Origin of the sequence: Gordonia oleivorans, assembly GCF_040044975.1 — a bacterium.
Lineage (GTDB): Bacteria > Actinomycetota > Actinomycetes > Mycobacteriales > Mycobacteriaceae > Gordonia > Gordonia oleivorans.
On record NZ_JBDZDI010000007.1, the window covers coordinates 139,316 to 155,005 of the forward strand.

18 protein-coding genes are annotated in these 15,690 nt (G+C 66.3%); 7 read left to right on the plus strand and 11 right to left on the minus strand.

What is annotated here, in order from left to right; all coding sequences use genetic code 11:
- Positions 1-76 precede the first annotated feature (76 nt).
- The gene (locus ABLE92_RS13275) at positions 77-460 is read right to left on the minus strand and encodes an SHOCT domain-containing protein (RefSeq protein ID WP_348805249.1); all 384 of its coding nucleotides are present in this window, start codon (positions 458-460) and stop codon (positions 77-79) included.
- Positions 461-602: 142 nt separating this feature from the next.
- On the opposite strand from ABLE92_RS13275, the gene ABLE92_RS13280 reads away from it, so the two are divergent.
- Entirely contained in the window at positions 603-1,640 is a 1,038-nt protein-coding gene (locus tag ABLE92_RS13280; protein WP_348805250.1) for an LLM class flavin-dependent oxidoreductase, read from the plus strand.
- Here the strand turns inward: ABLE92_RS13280 and egtD are convergent.
- The 3 genes from egtD to ABLE92_RS13295 form a co-directional block, all read right to left on the minus strand.
- Positions 1,627-2,580: an L-histidine N(alpha)-methyltransferase gene (egtD, locus tag ABLE92_RS13285; RefSeq protein ID WP_348805251.1), complete on the minus strand. Its 954-nt coding sequence runs from the start codon at positions 2,578-2,580 to the stop codon at positions 1,627-1,629. The two genes, ABLE92_RS13280 and egtD, sit on opposite strands and share 14 nt — an antisense overlap.
- Positions 2,577-3,848 carry an ergothioneine biosynthesis protein EgtB gene (gene egtB, locus ABLE92_RS13290; RefSeq protein ID WP_348805252.1) on the minus strand — a complete coding sequence of 424 codons (1,272 nt, stop codon included), beginning with the start codon at positions 3,846-3,848 and terminating at the stop codon, positions 2,577-2,579. The genes egtD and egtB overlap by 4 nt, the downstream gene beginning before the upstream one ends.
- A 285-nt stretch (positions 3,849-4,133) precedes the next feature.
- Entirely contained in the window at positions 4,134-4,628 is a 495-nt protein-coding gene (locus tag ABLE92_RS13295; protein WP_348805253.1) for a DUF5709 domain-containing protein, read from the minus strand.
- Positions 4,629-4,782: 154 nt separating this feature from the next.
- On the opposite strand from ABLE92_RS13295, the gene ABLE92_RS13300 reads away from it, so the two are divergent.
- Entirely contained in the window at positions 4,783-5,361 is a 579-nt protein-coding gene (locus tag ABLE92_RS13300; protein ID WP_348805254.1) for a hypothetical protein, read from the plus strand.
- 19 nt (positions 5,362-5,380) lie between these two features.
- Here the strand turns inward: ABLE92_RS13300 and ABLE92_RS13305 are convergent, their stop codons facing one another.
- The 3 genes from ABLE92_RS13305 to ABLE92_RS13315 all read right to left on the minus strand — a co-directional run bounded on the left by ABLE92_RS13305 (position 5,381) and on the right by ABLE92_RS13315 (position 7,210).
- The gene (locus tag ABLE92_RS13305) at positions 5,381-5,530 is read right to left on the minus strand and encodes a hypothetical protein (protein WP_348805255.1); all 150 of its coding nucleotides are present in this window, start codon (positions 5,528-5,530) and stop codon (positions 5,381-5,383) included.
- A gap of 13 nt (positions 5,531-5,543) precedes the next feature.
- Positions 5,544-6,044 carry a hypothetical protein gene (locus ABLE92_RS13310; protein ID WP_348805256.1) on the minus strand — a complete coding sequence of 167 codons (501 nt, stop codon included), beginning with the start codon at positions 6,042-6,044 and terminating at the stop codon, positions 5,544-5,546.
- A 728-nt stretch (positions 6,045-6,772) separates the two neighbouring features.
- A complete protein-coding gene (locus ABLE92_RS13315; protein WP_348805257.1) occupies positions 6,773-7,210 on the minus strand; it encodes a DoxX family protein in 438 nt (145 codons plus the stop codon).
- Between the two features lie 295 nt (positions 7,211-7,505).
- Here ABLE92_RS13315 and ABLE92_RS13320 point away from each other — a divergent pair, with 295 nt between their 5' ends.
- Entirely contained in the window at positions 7,506-8,870 is a 1,365-nt protein-coding gene (locus ABLE92_RS13320) for a M1 family metallopeptidase (RefSeq protein ID WP_348805258.1), read from the plus strand.
- Between the two features lie 28 nt (positions 8,871-8,898).
- Here ABLE92_RS13320 and ABLE92_RS13325 read toward each other — a convergent pair whose 3' ends face one another.
- Together ABLE92_RS13325 and rfbA are read right to left on the minus strand one after the other, a co-directional pair.
- A complete protein-coding gene (locus tag ABLE92_RS13325; protein ID WP_348805259.1) occupies positions 8,899-9,510 on the minus strand; it encodes a dTDP-4-dehydrorhamnose 3,5-epimerase family protein in 612 nt (203 codons plus the stop codon).
- The gene (rfbA, locus tag ABLE92_RS13330) at positions 9,507-10,385 is read right to left on the minus strand and encodes a glucose-1-phosphate thymidylyltransferase RfbA (RefSeq protein WP_348805260.1); all 879 of its coding nucleotides are present in this window, start codon (positions 10,383-10,385) and stop codon (positions 9,507-9,509) included. The genes ABLE92_RS13325 and rfbA overlap by 4 nt, the downstream gene beginning before the upstream one ends.
- 136 nt (positions 10,386-10,521) lie before the next feature.
- Here rfbA and rfbB point away from each other — a divergent pair, with 136 nt between their 5' ends.
- The gene (gene rfbB, locus ABLE92_RS13335) at positions 10,522-11,526 is read left to right on the plus strand and encodes a dTDP-glucose 4,6-dehydratase (protein WP_348805261.1); all 1,005 of its coding nucleotides are present in this window, start codon (positions 10,522-10,524) and stop codon (positions 11,524-11,526) included.
- Positions 11,527-11,556: 30 nt separating this feature from the next.
- Here rfbB and ABLE92_RS13340 read toward each other — a convergent pair whose 3' ends face one another.
- Entirely contained in the window at positions 11,557-11,685 is a 129-nt protein-coding gene (locus tag ABLE92_RS13340) for a hypothetical protein (RefSeq protein ID WP_348805262.1), read from the minus strand.
- An 11-nt stretch (positions 11,686-11,696) separates the two neighbouring features.
- Positions 11,697-12,602, minus strand: a complete 906-nt coding sequence (locus tag ABLE92_RS13345) for an alpha/beta hydrolase (RefSeq protein WP_348805263.1) — start codon at positions 12,600-12,602, stop codon at positions 11,697-11,699.
- A 112-nt stretch (positions 12,603-12,714) separates the two neighbouring features.
- On the opposite strand from ABLE92_RS13345, the gene galE reads away from it, so the two are divergent.
- From galE to ABLE92_RS13360, 3 genes are all read left to right on the plus strand, one after another.
- Positions 12,715-13,734, plus strand: a complete 1,020-nt coding sequence (gene galE, locus ABLE92_RS13350; RefSeq protein WP_348805264.1) for a UDP-glucose 4-epimerase GalE — start codon at positions 12,715-12,717, stop codon at positions 13,732-13,734.
- Positions 13,735-13,800: 66 nt separating this feature from the next.
- Entirely contained in the window at positions 13,801-15,246 is a 1,446-nt protein-coding gene (locus ABLE92_RS13355; RefSeq protein WP_348805265.1) for a DHA2 family efflux MFS transporter permease subunit, read from the plus strand.
- Positions 15,239-15,670: a MarR family winged helix-turn-helix transcriptional regulator gene (locus tag ABLE92_RS13360; RefSeq protein WP_348805266.1), complete on the plus strand. Its 432-nt coding sequence runs from the start codon at positions 15,239-15,241 to the stop codon at positions 15,668-15,670. Before ABLE92_RS13355 ends, ABLE92_RS13360 begins: the two co-directional genes overlap by 8 nt.
- Positions 15,671-15,690: the final 20 nt, after the last annotated feature.

A 15,690-nucleotide genomic window follows, 5' to 3' on the forward strand; every position in this document is an offset into this window, starting at 1 on the left:
CCGGCCCGACAAACGCCGACCGCCCACCCGGTGAATCCGGATGGGCGGTCGAGGAGTCGCGACGACTCGAAGAATCTCAGTGAGCGAGCGCCTTCGCCTTGAGTGCCTCGTACTCGTCGGCATTGATCGCGCCGGAATCCAGAAGCGACTTGGCGTCGGCGATCTGCTGCGCGGGTGAGGTCCCGGCGACCGACTGGATGTACTTGTCGGATTCCTTCTTGTACTCGGCCGCCGCCGCCTGCGAACGCTCGGCCATGCCCTGGCCCTTGGCCAGCAGGTACACCAGCGCGGTCAGGTACGGAAGGATGATCAGGAAGATCACCCAGATCGCCTTCGAGAAACCGGACGCCTTATGGTCGCGGAAGAGGTCGGCGATGATGTACCAGAGAACCACCAGGTACGCGACGAACGCGAAGATGATGATCATCGACCACAGGAAGTTCCAGAACGAATCCCACACGGGAGTGCTCCTTCAGAAATAGTGATACGACCAGTTTTCTGGCCGGAATCAGCATTGCACATGTCTGCCGATTCTTGGCGGGACGAGGTGCTCTTTTCGTGCCAACATCTCGCCGCGCCCGTCGACGGGCACAATTGACGTCGTGAATCTCGAACTCGGGCTCGACACCTTCGGTGATGTCACCGTCGACGACGACGGTGCGCCGATCACCGCGGCACAGTCGATACGCAATCTCCTTGATCAGGCCGTCCTCGCCGACGAGGTCGGCGTCGACTTCCTCGGCGTCGGCGAGCATCACCGCGACGACTACGCGGTATCCGCGCCCGAGGTGGTGCTGGGTGCCGTCGCGGCCCGCACCACCCGGATGCGGCTGGGCTCGGCGGTCACCGTCCTGTCCTCCGACGACCCGGTCCGCGTGTTCGAGCGGTTCTCCACCGTCGACGCCCTGTCGTCCGGTCGGGCCGAGGTGATTCTGGGGCGCGGCTCGTTCACCGAATCCTTTCCGCTGTTCGGGTACGACCTCGAACAGTACGAGGAGCTCTTCTCCGACAAACTCGAGTTGTTCTCCCACCTGCGCACCGGTAACCCGGTCACCTGGTCGGGCACCACCCGCGGCCCGCTGAGCAACCAGATCGTGTATCCGCAGTTGGAGAATCCGCCGCTGCCGACCTGGATCGCGGTCGGCGGTAGCCCCGAATCGGTGGTGCGCGCCGCGCGGCACGGACTGCCGCTGATGCTCGCGATCATCGGCGGCGACCCGCTGCGGTTCGCACCGTATGTCGACCTGTACCGCCGCGCACTCGACCAACTCGGCAAACCGACGGACCTGCCGGTGGGTGTGCACTCCCCCGGCCACGTCGCCGACACCGATGAGCAGGCCCGCGACCAACTGTGGCCGCACTACCGTGCCTATGTGTCGCGGATCGGCGCCGAGCGTGGCTGGCCGCCACCGACGCGCATCGAGTTCGAACGATCCACCGGACCGGGCGGCTCACTCTACGTGGGCTCACCGGAGACGGTGGCCGGCAAGATCGCCACCACCGCCCGCGCGCTCGGTCTCTCCCGTTTCGACATGAAGTACTCCCACGGCACACTGCCGCACCGCGCGTTGGTTCGTAGCGTGGAACTGTATGGCACGCAGGTCATTCCGCGGGTACGGGAGTTGCTCAGCGACGACTGAGGGTCAGCAGGAAGTCGCCGTGCGGGTCGGTCCAGCTGGTGACGTGCGCCAGTCCGGCGTCGGCGAGTTCGGCGTCCAGGGTGGCCGGATCGAACTTGGTACTGATCTCGGTGAGGATCTCCGCGCCGGCCGGCAGTACCCATTCCCGTTGCAGCACCGCGAAATACGCCCGGACGTCCCGCCGGGCCCGCAGCCACATCTCGATGCGGTGCCGGGCCGGATTCCACCGTGCGATGTGGTCGAAGTCGTCGGCGTAGAGTCCCGTCGCGGCCAGCCCGGTACGGAGCACCTCGATCATGTTGCGGTTGAAATCCGCTGTGACACCGGCCTTGTCGTTGTAGGCGGCGACCAGACGCCCGGTGTCCTTGATGAGGTCGGCACCGAGCAGGAAGTGGTCGCCGACGGCGAGCGACGCCGCGAGCCCGTCGAAGAAGGCGCGCCGCGCGTCGTCGTCGAAGTTGCCGATGGTACCGCCGAGGAACACGACCAGTCGGTTCCCCGGCGAACCCGGAAGTAGCAGTTCGGATTCGGTGAAGTCGGCCTCGGTGGGTTCGATCGCGATGCCCGGGTAGTCGCGCGCCAGGATCGTCGACGACTCGGCCAGCATCTCGGCACTGACATCCACCGGCACGTAGGTGACATCAACACCCGCGGCGGCCCGCGCGGCGAGCGCATCGAGCAGTAGACGCGTCTTGGTGGAGGTGCCGGAGCCGAGTTCGACCATGGTGGTGGCGTTCGACGTGGCGACGATGTCGTCGGCGTGGGCTCGCAGGATCGCCGTCTCCCGACGTGTCGGGTAATACTCGGGCACGCGGGTGATCTCGTCGAACAGCCGGCTGCCGCGTTCGTCGTAGAGCCACTTCGTCGGCAGCACAGGCGGATCGAGCCACAGGCCGGCCAGCGCGTCGGCGGCCAGCGGTGCCACGACGTCAACGGTCACCGCGCCAACCTCAGACCGGCGAACACCCACCGCGACGGGGCCGGGAAGAAGTTCCGGTACGTCAGACGTTCGTGCCCGCGCGGGGTGATCGCGCTGGCTCCCCGCAGGACGTGCTGATCGGACATGAACTTGCCGTTGTACTCCCCGACCGCACCATTGGCGGGCACGAAACCCGGGTAGGGCAGGTACGCGCTCGCGGTCCACTCCCAGACGTCGCCGATCATCGCCGCCCCGGCCACGCCCGGGTGGCATCGGTCCGGGTCGAGGAGCTCACCCCGTTGCGACCCGAGCGCGCAAGCGGCTGCCTCCCATTCGAATTCGGTCGGCAGTCGGGCTCCGGACCACCGGGCGAAGGCATCCGCCTCATAGAAGGACACGTGCATCACGGGTTCGTCGAGTTCAATGCGTCGTCGCCCGGACAGCGTGAAGGTGGTCCATTCGCCGTCGTCGAATCGCCAGTAGCCCGGTGCGTCCCAGCCGTGTTGACGGATCGTGGCCCACCCGTCGGACAGCCAGAACTCGTGGCGCCGATAACCGTCGTCGGCCATGAATTCCAGCCAGTCGGCGTTGGTGACGGCACGTTCGGCAATCTCGAAGTCCTCCAGGAACACTCGATGCCGCGGACCCTCGTTGTCGTAGGAGAAGCCCACTCCCGGCGCCGCACCGATCTCGGTGATGCCGCCGGAGACCGACCGCCAGGTGGTCCGGCCGGTGGATGTGTGCGTGTCCGGGTCCCGGTCGACGTACACCGGTCCGGGTGAGAGCGGGATCGTGGAGAACAGGTGCTTGATGTCCATCAGGAGCAATTCCTGATGCTGCTGTTCGTGATTGCAGCCCAGTTCGAGCAGATCGAGGGCGTCGTCGTCGAGGGCGCCGCGGGTGAGGACGTCCTCCATCGCACCGTCGACGTAATTGCGGTAGTGCGTGATGTCCTCGACGCCGGGTCGGGTCACGAGTCCGCGGTCGGGGCGTGGATGTCGTTCGCCGACCGCCTCGTAGTAGCTATTGAACAGGTAGCGGTAGGTTTCGTCGTACACGGTGTAGGACGGATCGCGCCGCAGGACGAACTCCTCGAAGAACCAGGTGACATGCGCGCGATGCCATTTCGCCGGACTGGCCTCGGTCATCGACTGCGGTGTCTGATCTTCTGCGGACAGTCGCGCCGACAGCACGTCGGTCAGCTCCCGGACCTCTCGAAAGCGTTGCGCCGGTGACTGATCGGCGTGGGTACCGTCTGGGCTGGTGGAGATGCGTTCGGTAATGCTCACTGGAGTACCTCCCGTGGCGTGTGGACCCCGGGCTCTCCCGAGTCGTCGTAGTCCATCGTTCCTACGACGCGTGGAACTGTCAACGCGCCCAGATCACGCGTATTCCGTTCGGCACCGGCGCCGGACGTCCCGCTCGCCGTGTCGTGCCGCGATCACAACGCGAAACGACCGGTCCCACACGGAATTCCTCCGTGTCGGACCGGTCGCGTGGCGAGGTGCCGCAAGAACGGTTGCCCGGTAACGACTCTCGCATTCCGGACATGGCGGCATGAGGCCAGCCCCAGGTCAGGCCTCGTCGCCGACGACGTGCACCGCCGCCTCCTCCGCGCTGGCGCCGGCGCCGTCGATACCGCAATCGGAGGCGACGGCCTCGGATTCGGTGTCCACACCGTCACCCCGATCGGGTGCGAGCAGGCGGCCGGCCCGACGCTCGCCCACCTGATCGGCACCCTCGGCGAATTCGTCGTCGGAGTCCGATTCGTGTGACTGCCAGTCCCGCTTCTCGTCGGCGACGATGTCGTCGAGCGGGTCGGTCGCACCGATGTCGGGCTCTTCCTCGGCGAGCTTCTGATCGAGCGTCTCCCCGTCACGCATCTCCTGGGCCGTCAGTCCGTGGACCGCCCCTTTGGGCGCGTAGTCGGGCGGCGAGAAGCCTTCGTCGAGGACGTCGTCCACTCCTCGATCGTCGAGGGTGTCCTCGGGCTGCAGCTGATCGTCGGGATCGAGGCTGTACTCGCCGTCGGAGCCTTCAGGGGTGCTGTCGTTGTCGTATCCGCTCACACTTCCCACGATGCCAGGCCGCACCGCGCGTGGCCAGTATCCCCAGGTAATTGGGGTATTTCTGCCCAAAATCCGGCCGTCGACGCCCGTCTGCGGCCGGTACATGTTTGTGAAACAGATCACTTTCTGCTGCCATGTCGGCGACAATCGAGTCGTGATCGAGGAAATGCAGGACGAAGCCCGGTCCTTGCTCTCGGCCGGTGAGTACGGACATGCGCTGGCCGAGTTCTCGGTCCTGCGCGAGATCCGATCACGCCGCGAGGGACCGTACTCGCCGATGTACCTGTCCAACCTGCACGATTCGGTGCGCTGCATGTCGCATCTGCACCTGTGGGCCGACGCGACGCCTCTGTGCCGCGAACTGCACGGCAAGTACGTCCGGACCCACGGTCGCGGCGAGGCGGACACCGTCGACGTCGCCAAACACTGGGCGTGGGCGCTGGTCCACCTCGACGACTACCCGCCCGCGGTGCGGCTGTATCTGCTGACCGCAGATGCGCTGTGGGATGTGGACCGCGATCAGGCGCACCGGCTGCTCGGTGCGGCGTTGACTCACCGACACGGCCTCGAGCCCGAAACCCTGGTGACGCCCGGCGAGATCGACGGCGTCGGACTTCGTCACGCCGACGACGTGCTGGCCGACCTCACATCGCTGCGCACCCACCTTCCCGACGGCGCCGAACTCGACCGCACGGCATTCGACCGCACCAGTATTGATGGGTTGGTGGCGTAGCCTCGCCCGGCCCGACCGGTCAGCGACGCCGTTGCTGCCGACGGATGTCGACGCTCTGCCTGCTGAAGTAGGCGCGTGAGCGCCGGTTCCATAGCAGGTAGTACATGAAAACGTTGATCGCGATGACAATCACGGCGATGACGATCACGATCACAATGGCGGCTTCCACCTGTCCTCCTTGATCACGCGTAGGCGAAGAGGGCGGCGAAGCCCACGAAGTACAAGACCACGAACGCGACGGGGATGAGCACCACCACCGAGATCCGGATAATTCCGATGACCGTGTAGTACAGGTACGCCCCGCGCGCGCCTCGCAGATACGAAATGGCGATCCACAGATCAATCGCCCAGAAAACCAGCACGGCTATCGACACGGCGAGCAGGTAGTCGTGATAGCCGGTGAGATCCCAGCCCGAGACGGTGGTGGTCTCGTACCCGTAGTCCGAGTACGTCGTGCTGCTCGACGGGGCTTGGGACCAGCTGTCGATGCTGAGGAACCACACCCACCAGATCGCCTCGCTGACCCCGATCAACACGAGCCCGATGACCTGCCACCACCCGAAGAACGTCACCTGCCAGGGACGCCGGGTGGCGACCTCGACCGGATCGGCACCGAGCACGATCACCGGTTGGTACACGTGCAGGGGAGCCACGGCGGGCGTCGCCAGCACCGGCGCGGCCACCACGGGTCCCGAGACGACAGTCCCGGCTACCACGGGCGCTGCGGCAGAGGCCGGAACCGGCAGCGGCCAGTCCTGAGATCGGCGATGCGATGCCCTCGATGACGGAGGGGTCGACGCACCCGACGGTGGTGGAGGGGGCGGCGGAGGCGGTACCGACCGCGCCTTGGGCGGAGGCGGTGGGGGTGGCGGCGGCGGTGCGGCAGCCGCGCCGAACGTACTCGGCCGAGCGGGACGCGGTCCGGACGGCGGGCCGGGATACGACATTGTCCGATTTTAGGGCCCCGGACCTGCGCAGATCTGTCGCCCATTCAGAGGAAATCGACAGCGCCGCCTCATCACCGACAGCACCCTCACCCGCGTTGACAGCGCTCTCGTCCACGTTGACAGCGCTGTCGTCATCACCGACTCAGGCGGCGACGTCGAGTCCGTCACCGAATCGACCGATCTCGCGACGCGGTCCGTCGGTGGCACGGGGTAGGCCGAGGTGCTTGCCCATTTCTAGACATCCCGCCGAGTACAGAAAGGCGGTGACCTGCGGTTTTGGCGCGAGGCTACTTCGAGAATGTCTAGAAATGGGCAACGGGGTGGCATGCGCGACGCAGACGGCACCGTACGCGAGGCGTGTGGGGTGGTCGTTTCTGATGGGACTGGTGTGTTGTGGAGGTTGGTCGACGCGACGTTGACGGCGCCCATATACGAGCGCCGTCAACCTTCGTCCCACTCAGTCCTCAGTCGACCGCAGCCGAGCGTCGCCGGCCTCGACCCCGCACGAGATAGTTGTCGGCCGCGAACACTCCCGCATTGGCGAAGCCCACGGCGAGGAGCCCGGCGATCAGCGCGAGAGGCCATTCCCAGCCGGCCTTGCCGTCGGCCACCCAGAAGCCCAGGTCCCAGTGGACGTAGTAGATCGCGCCGATCATGTCGATGACCAGCAGCACCGAGACGATGGGCAGCAGCAATCCGAGGATCAGCAGGATGCCACCGACGAACTCCACCCAGGTCACGGCGTAGGCGGAGAAGCCAGGCGCGACCACGCCCATCCCTTCGAAGTTCGCCTTCACACCGGAGATGTGGAAGGTGTTGAGTTTCTGCCACCCGTGGGCGATGAAGATGCAGCCGAGGATCACTCGGGCCGCCAAGAGGGCTATGCCCCGGAATCCGTTCATCTTGCTCTCCTTTTCGACGAGTACGTCTTGTGGACTGTCTCCGCTATCGACCACCACAACCTATACGGACCACGGTCCGTTTACAACGTGGCCCGACCGGAGCCAACCGATGCGCACGATTGCCGGAAGGTAGTCTGAGTGTCCGCAAGGTCGGAGCGACATCGGTCCATCTCGGGTCGATCGTCATCTGGTCGAGAGCTTCGACATCAGCCTGTGACCAGATCGCGATGCACCGTGACATCGCGTCTCCGACGCGGGCAGTTCGGCGAGTTCATGAAGAGGCGAGGAGATGTGGGTGCCGGGTAAGTCGGGCAGAGGCGCACGGCAACCGGGCTCCGGGCAACCGGTATTGGGTTCGCCGACCGACGTCCTCGATCCCTACCTGCCGGACAACGGAAACCTCGGCTACCGCATCAGCCGATACGACCTCGACCTCATGTACAAGGTCGCCGGTAACCGGCTCGAGGGCACCGCCACCCTGACCGCGACGTCGCACATCGATCTCCGCCGGTTCAGCCTCGACCTGGCCAGCACTCTCACCGTCACGCGCGTGAGCGTCAACGACAAACGCGTTCGCTATTCGCACCGCAACAAGAAGCTGACGATCACCCCGGCCGATCCCATCCCGCCCGGTGGCGCGATGACGATCGTCGTCCGCTACCACGGCTCCCCGCGCCCCATCCGCAGTTCCTGGGGCGAGGTGGGCTGGGAAGAACTCACCGAGGGCGCGCTGTGCGCCAATCAGCCCAACGGTGCGGCGTCCTGGTTCCCCTGCGACGACCACCCGATCGCCAAGGCGCCCTACCGCATCTCCATCACCACCGACAGCCCGTATTACGCTCTGGCCAACGGCGTTCTGGAGTCCAAGCGGGCACGCGCCGCCCAGACCACGTGGGTGTATCACCAGGTGGAACCGATGCCGACCTACCTCGCGTCGATCCAGATCGGGCCGTACAAGAAGGTCTCACTGGCCACCAAGCCGTTGCCCGTCGACGCGGTGATCCCGCCGCGGCTGTCCAAGAACTTCGACGTCGACTTCGGCCGGCAACTCGAGATGATCGACGTCTTCGTCGAGATGTTCGGCCCGTATCCGTTTCCGCGTTACACCGTCGTCGTCACCGACGATCCCCTCGAGATTCCCATTGAGGCACAGAGCTTTTCGACGTTCGGCGCGAACCACTGCAATGGCACCCGCAATTCGGAACGACTCGTCGCACACGAACTGGCGCATCAGTGGTTCGGTAATTCGGTGACGCTGGCGCGGTGGCGTGACATCTGGCTGCACGAGGGATTCGCCTGCTACGCGGAGTGGTTGTGGAGCCAGCGTTCCGGTGGCCGCAGCGCCGACGAATGGGCGCGCCACTACTACCAGAAGCTCGCCGCCTCCTCCGTCCGCGTCCCCCTCGCCGACCCGGGTCCGCGAAAGATGTTCGACGACTGGGTGTACAAGCGCGGTGCGATCACCCTGCACGCCTTGCGTCTGACCATCGGCGACGGCAACTTCTTCGCTCTCCTGCACCGGTGGACCGAGAAGTACCGCTACGGATCGGTGACCACCGAGGACTTCATCGCCCTGGCGGCCAACTTCTCGTCCGCCCCGCTGCAGGATCTGTGGCAGCGCTGGTTGTTCACCCCTGCCCTGCCGCCGTTCCCGGCCTGAATCGTCCCGTTCTCCGGCGGCCATTCCTTCAGAGCCCCCTCAGATACTCCGTGACCTCGTCGTACCGCGGCAGCAATCCGGACTGGGCGGCTTCCGAAAGGCCGGGCGCCGCCGTGTCTTTCGCGGACAGCTCGTAGCTCAGCGCAGTACCGTCGCGCGCGAGAGTCGGCCACTCGATGCCGAGCTCTTCGTCGAGCGGGTTGATGCCGTGTTCGGCACCCGGGTTGTATCCCGTCGAGCACAGATAGGTCACCGTCGAACCGTCGGCCAGCGAGAGGAACGCATGCCCCAGCCCCTCCGAGAGATATACCGTGCGGCGGTCGACGTCGTCGAGCAGTACCGTGTCGTAGGTGCCGAAAGTCGGTGAGCCGACCCGGATGTCGACGATCACGTCGAGGATGGCCCCCGACGGACAGGTGACGTACTTCGCCTGTCCGGGCGGGACGTCGGCGAAGTGCACGCCCCGCAACACGCCGGCCGCCGACACGGACAGATTCACCTGCGCGAGGTCGAAGCGATGGCCGATGGTCTCGCCGATGACGTCGGCCTTGAACGCCTCGGTGAACAGCCCACGTGCGTCGCCGTGCAGCACCGGGGTGAACTCCCACGCCCCGGCAATGGACAGTGGCCGAACCTTCACGCGAATCCCTTTCCGCGGGCGAGGATGTCGAGGAGATAGTCACCGTAGCCCGACTTGCGCAGCCGTTCCGCCCGGGCGGCCAGCTCGTCGTCGCTGAGATACCCGCGCCGCCAAGCGATTTCCTCGGGTACCGCGATCTTGAGTCCCTGCCGCTGTTCGACGGTGCGAACGAAGTTCCCGGCGTCGAGCAGCGAGTCGAAGGTGCCGGTGTCGAGCCAGGCGGTCCCGCGCGGCAGCACGGTCACCTTGAGTTCGCCACGTTCGAGGTAGTGGGCGTTGATGTCGGTGATCTCGTATTCGCCGCGCGCACTGGGTCGCAGACCGCGGGCGATCTCGATCACGTCGTTGTCATAGAAGTACAGTCCCGGCACCGCATAGTTCGATTTCGGTGCGGCCGGCTTCTCCTCCAGCGACACCGCGGTCCCCGTCTGATCGAATTCGACGACGCCGTACGCGCTCGGCTCGGCCACCCAGTAGGCGAAGATCGCCCCGCCCTCGATGTCGCCGAAACCCTGCAACTGCGAACCGAGCCCGGGGCCGTAGAAGATGTTGTCGCCGAGCACCAGGGCCACCGACTCGTCGCCGATGTGGTCGGCGCCGAGGGTGAACGCCTGCGCGAGGCCCTCGGGCGCGGGTTGGGTGATGTAACTCAGCTCGATCCCGAACTGCGATCCGTCACCGAGCAGCCCCCGGAACGCCGCCTCGTCCGACGGTGTGGTGATGATCAGGATCTCGCGGATACCGGCCAGCATCAGCGTCGAGAGTGGGTAGTAGATCATCGGCTTGTCGTAGACAGGGACGAGCTGTTTGCTCACCCCCTGCGTGATGGGGTGCAGCCGACTCCCCGTTCCTCCGGCCAGAATGATCCCGCGCATGGGGGCAAGCCTAGTGGTTCGTGCATCCCCACGCCGAGGCGTGCGCGGCGTCTCACATCGCCACGCCGCCCGGCGACCGTCCGACCACCTCGGTATCGTCTGACCCACACGATCACTCGAGGAGAAGTGGGAGACGATGCGCGTTCTGGTCACCGGGGGTGCCGGATTCATCGGCGCGAACTTTGTGCTTCGTACCGTCGCACAGCGTCCTGACGTGCGCATTCGCGTCCTCGACAAGCTCACCTATGCCGCGAATCCGGCCACGCTGGCGCCGGTGTCGGATGTCGTCGAACTGATCGAGGGCGACGTCGCCGACGCGGCCCTGGTCGATCGGCTCGTCGGCGACTGTGACCTGGTGGTGCATTTCGCCGCCGAATCCCACAATGACAATTCGCTCGCCGACCCGTCGGCGTTCATCCAGACCAACCTGGTGGGCACCTACACCCTGCTCGAGGCGGTGCGCCGGCACGACGTCCGCTATCACCACATCAGCACCGACGAGGTGTACGGCGACCTCGAACTCGACGATCCGGCCCGCTTCACCGAGGCGACCCCGTACAACCCGTCGAGCCCGTACAGCTCCACCAAGGCCGGTAGTGATCTGCTGGTACGTGCCTGGGTGCGTTCCTTCGGGGTGGCCGCGACCATCTCGAACTGCTCCAACAACTACGGCCCGTTTCAGCATGTGGAGAAGTTCATCCCGCGCCAGATCACCAACGTGCTCTCCGGTGTCCGGCCCCGCCTCTACGGCGACGGCCGCAACGTGCGCGACTGGATTCACGTCGACGACCACAACGACGCCGTGTGGACCATCATCGAGAAGGGCCGGATCGGGGAGACCTATCTGATCGGCGCCGACGGCGAGGTGGACAACCGCACCGTCGTCGAGACCATCCTGGAACTGACCGGGCAACCGCGCGACGCCTTCGACTTCGTCACCGACCGCCCCGGCCACGACCTTCGCTACGCGATCGACTCCACCCGCCTGCGCACCGAATTGGGTTGGCGGCCACAGTATGTCGACTTCCGTTCCGGCCTGGCCGCTACCATCGACTGGTATCGGGCCAACCCCGACTGGTGGCAGCGGGCCAAGGAATCCGCGGAGTCGAAATACGCTGTCACCGAACGGGTTCTGGGATGAGTTCGCCGACCGCTGCGGTCAGCACGACGATCACCGGGCATCGTCGTCGTCATCGGCGCCAAAACGGCGGCGACGGCCGGTCACCACGCTGATGAGGGCGTAGATCCCGCCGACGAACCACAGGATCATGACGACGATCAGCACGTAGTCCCAGATCACCCGACCCTCCCTCACACCCCCACCGGCACCGTCGCCGTCAGGAACGCGATCTGATCGCCGACCACCCGCTCGAACGCGTCCCCGACGTAGATGTCGAAGTGCCCGTACGGGTAACGCTCCAGCGTGATCATCGGATTCGCTTGCGCCGCACGCACAGTCGGACCCACCGGCGCGACGGTGTCGGCGTCGCAGGCGCACACCAGGGTGGGGATGCGGATCTTTTTCATCGACCGCGCCGGCGAATGCACCGAGATCGCCAGACCGATCCGGGCCGCCACCTCGTTGCGGAACGTCGATCCCTCGGGCACCAGGCCCAGGTACCCGGGCACCACGTCGGGTGCGGTCATCAGCGCCGTGTCGTGACCGGTGCCGGCGAGCTCGACGAGGACCGGTTCACGACGCAGAACCATCGACACGAGGTCGGCGACGCCCCGCGCCGACACCTTGGCCGCGCCGAGGCGATCGAGCGCCAACGTCGACGCCACACCACTGGTGAACGGGCACTGCGAGATCGCGGCGGCCAGATCGGGGTGGCGGGCGGCCAGCACCAGCGCATGACCGCCGGAGAACGACGTCCCCCACACGATGACGCGGGCCGCGTCGACGCCGGGCAGGCTGCGCGCGTACGCGATGGCGGCGTCGTAGTCGGCGAGTTGCCGACGGACCGACAGCAACTGCCGGGGTTGCCCGTCGCTGTCACCGAAGTGCCGGTAGTCGAAGACCAGGCACGCATACCCCGCCTGGGTGAAACGCTCGGCGAAGGCATCGAGTCGCATGCCGCGCACCCCGCCGAGGCCGTGCGCCATCACGATGACCGGCGGATCCGGCGTTCCCGGCTCCGCATCCGGACGGTACAACCACGCCCGGATCGTCGTCCCCGACGACGCGAACTCCACGTCGGACCGCTGCACACCCATACCCACCCCTAGAAGTCTCCTGAACCACGCGTGCGTCGCCACTGTCGTCCGGTCGCGCGGATCACAGCATCCTCGCGGCCATCTGTCAGGCTCGCCGCCTACCGTGAACAGTATGCGTGTACTCGTCAGCGGCGGAGCCGGCTACATCGGCTCACACACCGTCATCAGACTCGTCGAATCCGGCCACGACGTGCTCATCGTCGACGACTTCTCCAACTCCAAGCCGACGGTCATCGGCCGGCTCGAGGCCCTGACCGGCACACATATCCCCGTGCATGCCTTCGACCTGACCGACGTCGACAAGACCGAGCATCTGTTCGCCCACGAGCAGATCGACGCCGTCATCCATTTCGCCGGCTTCAAGGCCGTCGGCGAGTCGGTGGCCAAACCGCTCGATTACTACCAGAACAACCTCGACTCGACGTTCTCGCTGCTGCGGGCGATGGGCCGGCACTGCGTGTCGACGTTGGTGTTCTCGTCGTCGGCGACGGTCTACGGCGCCGAGCCGGTGCTGCCGATGACCGAGGACTCCCCCACCTCGGCGACCAACCCGTACGGCTGGACCAAGGTGATGATCGAGCAGGTGCTGCGCGACGTCGCCGCCAGTGACGACGCCTGGCGCATCGCGGCGCTGCGGTACTTCAACCCCGTCGGCGCCCACCCGAGCGGGCAGATCGGCGAGGACCCGTCCGGCATCCCCAACAATCTGATGCCCTTCGTCGCGCAGGTGGCGGTGGGCCGTCGGGACAAGCTGTCGGTGTTCGGTGACGACTACGACACCCCGGACGGCACCGGGGTGCGCGACTACATCCACGTCGACGACCTCGCCGCCGGTCACGTCGCCGCCCTGGAGCGGATCAGCACCGCCGACCCCGGCCTCTCGGTGTGGAATCTCGGTACCGGACAAGGCGTTTCGGTGCTCGAGGTGATCAAGGCCTTCGAGCGTGCCAGTGGCCGGGAGATCCCGTATGAGATCGCACCGCGCCGCGCCGGCGACATCGCCGCGTCCTACGCCGATCCGTCGCGCGCCAACGCCGACCTGCACTGGAGCGCGGAGAAGACCATCGACGACATGTGCACCGACACCTGGCGGTGGCAGTCGGGCAATCCGAACGGCTACCCCGACGCCTGACCCCCCGCCGGAAACTCATCACCACGGGCCCTGGCCGGATATTAGTTGTAGTTCTACAATCTTTGTATGTCCACAACTACCTCCGTCGAGTTGACGCCTCGCCGCAAGGCGATCATCCTCGCGACCTGTTGTATGAGCCTGCTGATCGTGTCCATGGACGCGACGATCGTGAACGTCGCCCTTCCCGCGATCCGCACCGACCTCGACGCCTCGGTCTCCTCCCTGCAGTGGGTCATCGACATCTACACCCTGGTACTGGCCAGCCTGCTGATGCTGTCCGGGGCGACCGCCGACCGGTACGGCCGGCGCCGCGTCTTCCAGATCGGGCTGATCACCTTCGCCGTCGGCTCCCTCGCCTGCAGTCTCGCCCCGTCGATCGGCATCCTCATCGCCGCCCGCGCCTTGCAGGCGATCGGCGGCTCGATGCTCAATCCGGTGGCGATGTCGATCATCACGCAGGTCTTCGCCGACCCCAAGGAACGCGCCCGGGCCATCGGCATGTGGGGTGCGGTCGTCGGGATCTCGATGGCCGTCGGCCCGATGGTCGGCGGCGCGCTCATCGACCTCATCGACTGGCGGGCGGTGTTCTGGGTGAACATCCCGATCTGCCTCATCGCGGTGACGTTGACCGCGCTCTACGTGCCAGAATCACGCTCGCCCGTCATGCGCACGCTGGATCCCGTCGGCCAGGCGCTGGCCGTCCTCGCGCTCGCCGCGGTCGTCTACGGCCTGATCGAGGGACCTGGTCACGGGTGGGGATCGCCGCGCACGATCATCGTGTTCGCCGTGGCCGCACTCGCCTTCGTCGGATTCCTCATCGCCGAACGCCGTCATCGCGATCCGTTCATCGACCTGCGCTTCTTCCGGAGCGTGCCGTTCTCCGCGGCGACCGCCATCGCGGTCTGCGCCTTCGCGAGCTGGGGTGCGTTCCTGTTCCTGATGTCGCTCTACCTACAGGAGATCCGCGGCCTGTCCGCGATCGCGACCGGTGCGATGCTCGTACCCGCCGCGCTCGCCGTACTGATCCTCTCGCCGCTGTCCGGGCGGGCGGTCGCCCAGTTCGGTACGCGTCCGTCCCTGGTGGTGGCCGGCGTCGCGATGCTGATCAGTTCGGCCCTGATGATCACCATCGACGCCGGCACCTCCCTGGTGCAGATCGGCATCATCTTCGCGATCTTCGGCATCGGATTCGGCGCCATCAACGCCCCGATCACCAACTCCGCGGTCAGCGGCATGCCACGGCACCGGGCGGGTGCGGCGGCCGCGGTGGCCTCGACCAGCCGCCAGGTCGGCGTCAGCATCGGCGTGGCCCTGGCAGGCAGCATCACCGGCGTCGCCGCGGCCGGGATCGGCCCGTCGTTCAGTACCGACATGCACCCGATGTGGCTGCTGGTCGTGGTGTTCTCCGCGACCATCCTGATCCTGGGAATCGTGTCGACGACGCGGTGGGCCAAGCGCACCTCCGACGAGGTGGCTCGCGTGCTGATCGATCCGGAGCCGAGTCGTGGCTGATGACACCCCGGTGAATGCCGACGAACTTCGGGCGGAGCTGTGGCGGACGATCGTGTCGGCGGTGATGAATTCGCGCGAGGAATGGCGACGCGCGGTGATCGCGGCCACCGGCCTGCCCTTCAGCCGTATCCGCATCCTGCGGCGCGTGGCACGAGAACCGTTGACCCTCACAGAGTTGGCCCGCGCGGCGACAGTCGACGCCCCGGCCGCCTCGGTCGCCGTATCCGAGCTCGAAGAGGCGGGCTATGTGGTCCGCGAGGTCTCCACCAGAGATCGCCGAAGAAAGTACGTGCGCATCACGCCGGCAGGTCTCGACATCGTCAATACTGTTGCCGCCGTTCCTGATCCGGCCCCGCCGGCACTCCAGGACGCAACGCTGGACCAGCTGCTGGTGATCGGCGAGGTCTTTCGCGCGGTGACATGAGCATTCGTGCCGCCGCCGTT